We start from the raw sequence: 3,528 nt of genomic DNA on the forward strand, positions 1-3,528 counted from the left end.
GCCATCGCTTCTGGATACGAAGAATTCGGCCCGATCTGGCAGCACGATCGCGAACTGATCATCAAAGCGATGCGCGCCTACGCCAGCGATCATGCCCCAACAGTGAACGGCTGCGACGATGCGTCCGAGCCAACCCAGGAAGAAATCGAAGGTGTAGCCTGTGTTTTTGCCGATGTGCACGATGACCCGACTGCAAGGGCGTCGGCCTACATCATGACGAAGAAGCTGAAGCGAGTATTTGCCGCACCAACCGTCCGCCCTGCTGATGCAGGCGAGCGTATCCACGCGCTGGCCATCGACCTCACCCTGAAGGGCTGGTGCGCCAACGAAAATGAAATTAACCGCCTAACTAAAGAGGCCGAGCGCAAGCTGTTAGATTTTGCGTGTGATGAAATCCGGCGTCACATGGATCGGACAGGGGTTTCGTTGGGAGGCGGTCTGCTAGATGCAGCTCAAGCGGTGATCGACCGCTGGGAGACGCCAGCGTGGAAGGACGCGCCGGCCACTGCGGGTTACATTAACGCCTTAAAAACAGCGGTGCAGCGCTCTGCTGCAAGCAGCGACAACGCCCCGACAAGCGCGACGCACGCATCGGAGTGGACGCCTGAGATCGACAAGCGCGTCCTGCTCTATGTCGTTCACGATCAGGCGCAGTGGGAGCCCGATGAAGAACTCCGCATGCGCAACTGGGAAGGCTGGCACGTCGGCTATTGGACCGACTTCAATGGCGGCGGCTGGGTCTGGAACGGCCTTTGTGGACACGTGACGCACGTCGCTCCGCTGCTGGCGCCTCCCTCGGACCCTCGCAATGACCGCCAGACCGGAGTGCCGCAGTCATGACAGAACCTGCTGACGACGCCGAAGATCGCATGGTCAAGATTGGGAAGCTGATTGTAGACATGCAGTCGATCAAAGATCGGTTCGGCGACACCTGCGTCTACATCAGGCGTGGCGGCCTATCATGGGGTGCAGTCGCGCTCAACCGCCGCGACGACGACAAGAAGCATGGCGTTTTCGATCTGCAGGAACAGCACGATCGCGATATGCTGGCGCGCCTCGAACAGATCGAGCGCCTGAAAGCGTCACGCAACAGCGCCGAGCAGGAAGCCCGCAGCCTCAAAGTTGAGCTGGCATCAACCAGGCTCCGCGTCACTGGCCTAGAGCACACGCTTAGGCCATTCGCCGATATCGCGCTGGAACGAGATGGCGACCCGGCGTCGGAAGATCACATCAGCGGCGTCGATCTGGCCATCACCCCTCAGCAAGTTCGGGCTGCGCGCACGATCCTCGATCCGGCTCCAGCGCTTACGGGCAATCAGGAAACGGATGGTGCGTCATGAAGGCCTTCGAAACCATCAATCAGATCAGGGGCGAAATCCGCGAGAAGCAAGAGCGCATCGCGGAAATACAAGCCAGGTGTGTGCATGTGTGGGGACCGAGCCGCCCTGATTGCCCATCTTCTTCGTTTCCAATCTGCAATGAGTGCTCATCCGAGAAGCACGGCTGGTGGTGCCCGCAAAGCCCTACAGGAGAATGCGACTACAGCCTGCCGTCAGGTCGCGGCTTCAATCCGGACAGCTGCCGGTACTGTCACCAGCCGGAGGAGCGCAAATGACGCTGACCAAGATGATCAAGGATTGCCCTGTATGCGGCAGACAGCCTGATATCGATAAATGCGGACCTTGGCCGAAGGGACTTGGCCCTGCACCTTGGTACGCTGGCTGCTATCGGGGCGGCAAAGACGAGCACTTCGTTGGTGTCAATGGTGACAACCGATCGGACGCCGTTCGCGCATGGAATGCTGAGGTCGAATGCCGCAGCGTCGCGCTCTTTGGGGACGATCGTCATGGCTGATTGCGGGACAAAGCGCTGCCGAGATCTCGGCTGTTTCGGATACTGCACACAGGAGCCGCCCATGAGCACCGAGGCCGATATCGTCAAACTCACCGAGCAAGAAATAATCGATATTGCCGAGGATCTTCGCAAAGAAGAAATTAGCATCTATCGAAATCAGAATCTCGATTGGCTCGCTGGCCAAGGTGCGAGGGCAATCACTCAGCTCCGCGCCGAACGCGACGCCGCCGTAAAGGCACTGACAGCGATCCGAGACACACCGACCTCGAAGGCGCTTGACGTCGATAAGTTCGGCGAACTGCGCGGAAATTCTTACGGCCCCGGATGGGCTGCATGGCATTTTCAGAACGTGGCGCGTGAGGCTCTCACGCTCCTTGCGACGGAGGGCGACAATGGTTGACCAGTCCCACCCCTACTATCACGAGGGTTTTTTCGACGCCCTCGACAACACGCCGATCCACGACGACGCGGACCCGATCTATCGGGCCGGTTGGGAGGCTGCGATGCGGTCGAAAGACATCTTCCGAAACGCCGGCTTCAGCCAGGACGGCAGATCGTTCTCGGCGGGTTCAACGATCACCTCTCAACCGCGCGGGAGTGAGGCGGAATGAGCCAATCCCTCACCCCGGAGATGGTCCGTCTCATCATCGCTGCTCGCGTCGTGGCGTTCGGCAGCTTGGATTCCGACGCGATCAAGGAACTCGACGGGGCTTCTGAAGCTTTCGCCGATCAGGTGCCGTGGGACGATGAACCGGAGAGCAGCAATGGATGATGGATTCGCGACGGCCGTCAGGCAGGCAGCACTAGCGCTGGCTTACGACCTCTCGGAAACGCTGGACGCTGAACTTGGCGACAACACGATCGGATGGGCCGCAATGCCCTCCGTCGCTCGTATCCGCGAACTCTACCCAGACGCCACGCTGGAAGAAGCTTCAACAGCTTCTGAGGCCTGCCGCGCGGGAGCGGTGTGGGCTGAGACATCGGCTCTAATTTTGCGGTTCGGGGCTCCCTCGCCTATTCCGCATGACGGAGAGAAGCCGTGAGCGAACGCCCTGCCTGGCTTGAAGGCCTGACGCATAAGGACTGGATGTTGGATGGCTATCCGATCCGCTCCGAGCGTGCGATCGAGCGGTTCAACCAGCTCGACTGGTCGCAAGCATGGATCGACATGGGGCCGTCGATCGCTGGCAATCTTGGCCCTTACTGGCACGTCCCGCTGCCGGAAGAAGAAACCGTGCACCGCCTCTATCCGCGGGTGCTGCTGACCAAATGGCTGCCGGTGATCCGACAGGCCTGCGAAGAAGCCGCGGCGAAAGCCGCCCGATCCAGCTCTCCGGAATTTCCGGATAACTGCCTGCAGAACACCACCCAGGAGAAGACGTGATGAATTTCGCGAAAGTCATCTCGGAAGTCCCCCAGCTCAAGCGCGGTCAGGTCTGGTGCCGATCGTGCGGATCGACACAGCGCACCGACAGCGAAGGCGCAATGCGTCACGGCTGGCCGAAGTGCTGCGGCTACACGATGACCATCGACAGCCCCGAAGAACAGATCCGGCTTGCTGCCGGTCATCAGTAAGGAGCGCGGCGCTGCGGCAATCCGAAAGATTTTGCAGCGTTTCTCAGCTTAACGAAAACCCAATTTTGAGGCCCAAATGACACGCATCAAGTCTGACAT

Annotated in this window: 10 protein-coding genes; all 10 read left to right on the top strand. The window is 59.9% G+C overall.

Translation table 11 applies throughout. The annotated features are described in order from the left end of the window. The coding region (locus tag ACIQ17_RS32125) for a hypothetical protein (RefSeq protein ID WP_398473599.1) at positions 1–840 on the top strand (840 nt) is incomplete at its 5' end. Beyond that, a complete protein-coding gene (locus tag ACIQ17_RS32130) occupies positions 837–1,340 on the top strand; it encodes a hypothetical protein (protein WP_398473600.1) in 504 nt (167 codons plus the stop codon). The genes ACIQ17_RS32125 and ACIQ17_RS32130, both read left to right, overlap by 4 nt. Continuing rightward, on the top strand, positions 1,337–1,615 hold the full coding sequence (locus ACIQ17_RS32135; RefSeq protein ID WP_398473601.1) for a hypothetical protein: 279 nt from the start codon (positions 1,337–1,339) through the stop codon (positions 1,613–1,615). Before ACIQ17_RS32130 ends, ACIQ17_RS32135 begins: the two co-directional genes overlap by 4 nt. Next, entirely contained in the window at positions 1,612–1,854 is a 243-nt protein-coding gene (locus ACIQ17_RS32140) for a hypothetical protein (protein ID WP_398473603.1), read from the top strand. The genes ACIQ17_RS32135 and ACIQ17_RS32140 overlap by 4 nt, the downstream gene beginning before the upstream one ends. 61 nt (positions 1,855–1,915) lie before the next feature. Then, complete coding sequence (locus ACIQ17_RS32145) at positions 1,916–2,254, top strand: hypothetical protein (protein WP_398473604.1); 339 nt, start codon at positions 1,916–1,918, stop codon at positions 2,252–2,254. Then, positions 2,247–2,465: a hypothetical protein gene (locus ACIQ17_RS32150; protein WP_398473605.1), complete on the top strand. Its 219-nt coding sequence runs from the start codon at positions 2,247–2,249 to the stop codon at positions 2,463–2,465. Before ACIQ17_RS32145 ends, ACIQ17_RS32150 begins: the two co-directional genes overlap by 8 nt. After that, positions 2,462–2,626 (top strand): hypothetical protein, encoded by a 165-nt coding sequence (locus tag ACIQ17_RS32155; RefSeq protein ID WP_398473606.1) that lies wholly within the window; start codon positions 2,462–2,464, stop codon positions 2,624–2,626. Before ACIQ17_RS32150 ends, ACIQ17_RS32155 begins: the two co-directional genes overlap by 4 nt. Beyond that, a complete protein-coding gene (locus ACIQ17_RS32160) occupies positions 2,619–2,897 on the top strand; it encodes a hypothetical protein (protein ID WP_398473607.1) in 279 nt (92 codons plus the stop codon). Before ACIQ17_RS32155 ends, ACIQ17_RS32160 begins: the two co-directional genes overlap by 8 nt. Further along, positions 2,894–3,238: a hypothetical protein gene (locus ACIQ17_RS32165; protein ID WP_398473608.1), complete on the top strand. Its 345-nt coding sequence runs from the start codon at positions 2,894–2,896 to the stop codon at positions 3,236–3,238. Before ACIQ17_RS32160 ends, ACIQ17_RS32165 begins: the two co-directional genes overlap by 4 nt. Continuing rightward, a complete protein-coding gene (locus tag ACIQ17_RS32170; RefSeq protein WP_398473609.1) occupies positions 3,238–3,429 on the top strand; it encodes a hypothetical protein in 192 nt (63 codons plus the stop codon). Before ACIQ17_RS32165 ends, ACIQ17_RS32170 begins: the two co-directional genes overlap by 1 nt. The last annotated feature ends 99 nt before the right edge of the window (positions 3,430–3,528 follow it).

This window comes from Tardiphaga sp. (assembly GCF_044340795.1).
In the GTDB taxonomy this organism is placed as follows: domain Bacteria; phylum Pseudomonadota; class Alphaproteobacteria; order Rhizobiales; family Xanthobacteraceae; genus Tardiphaga.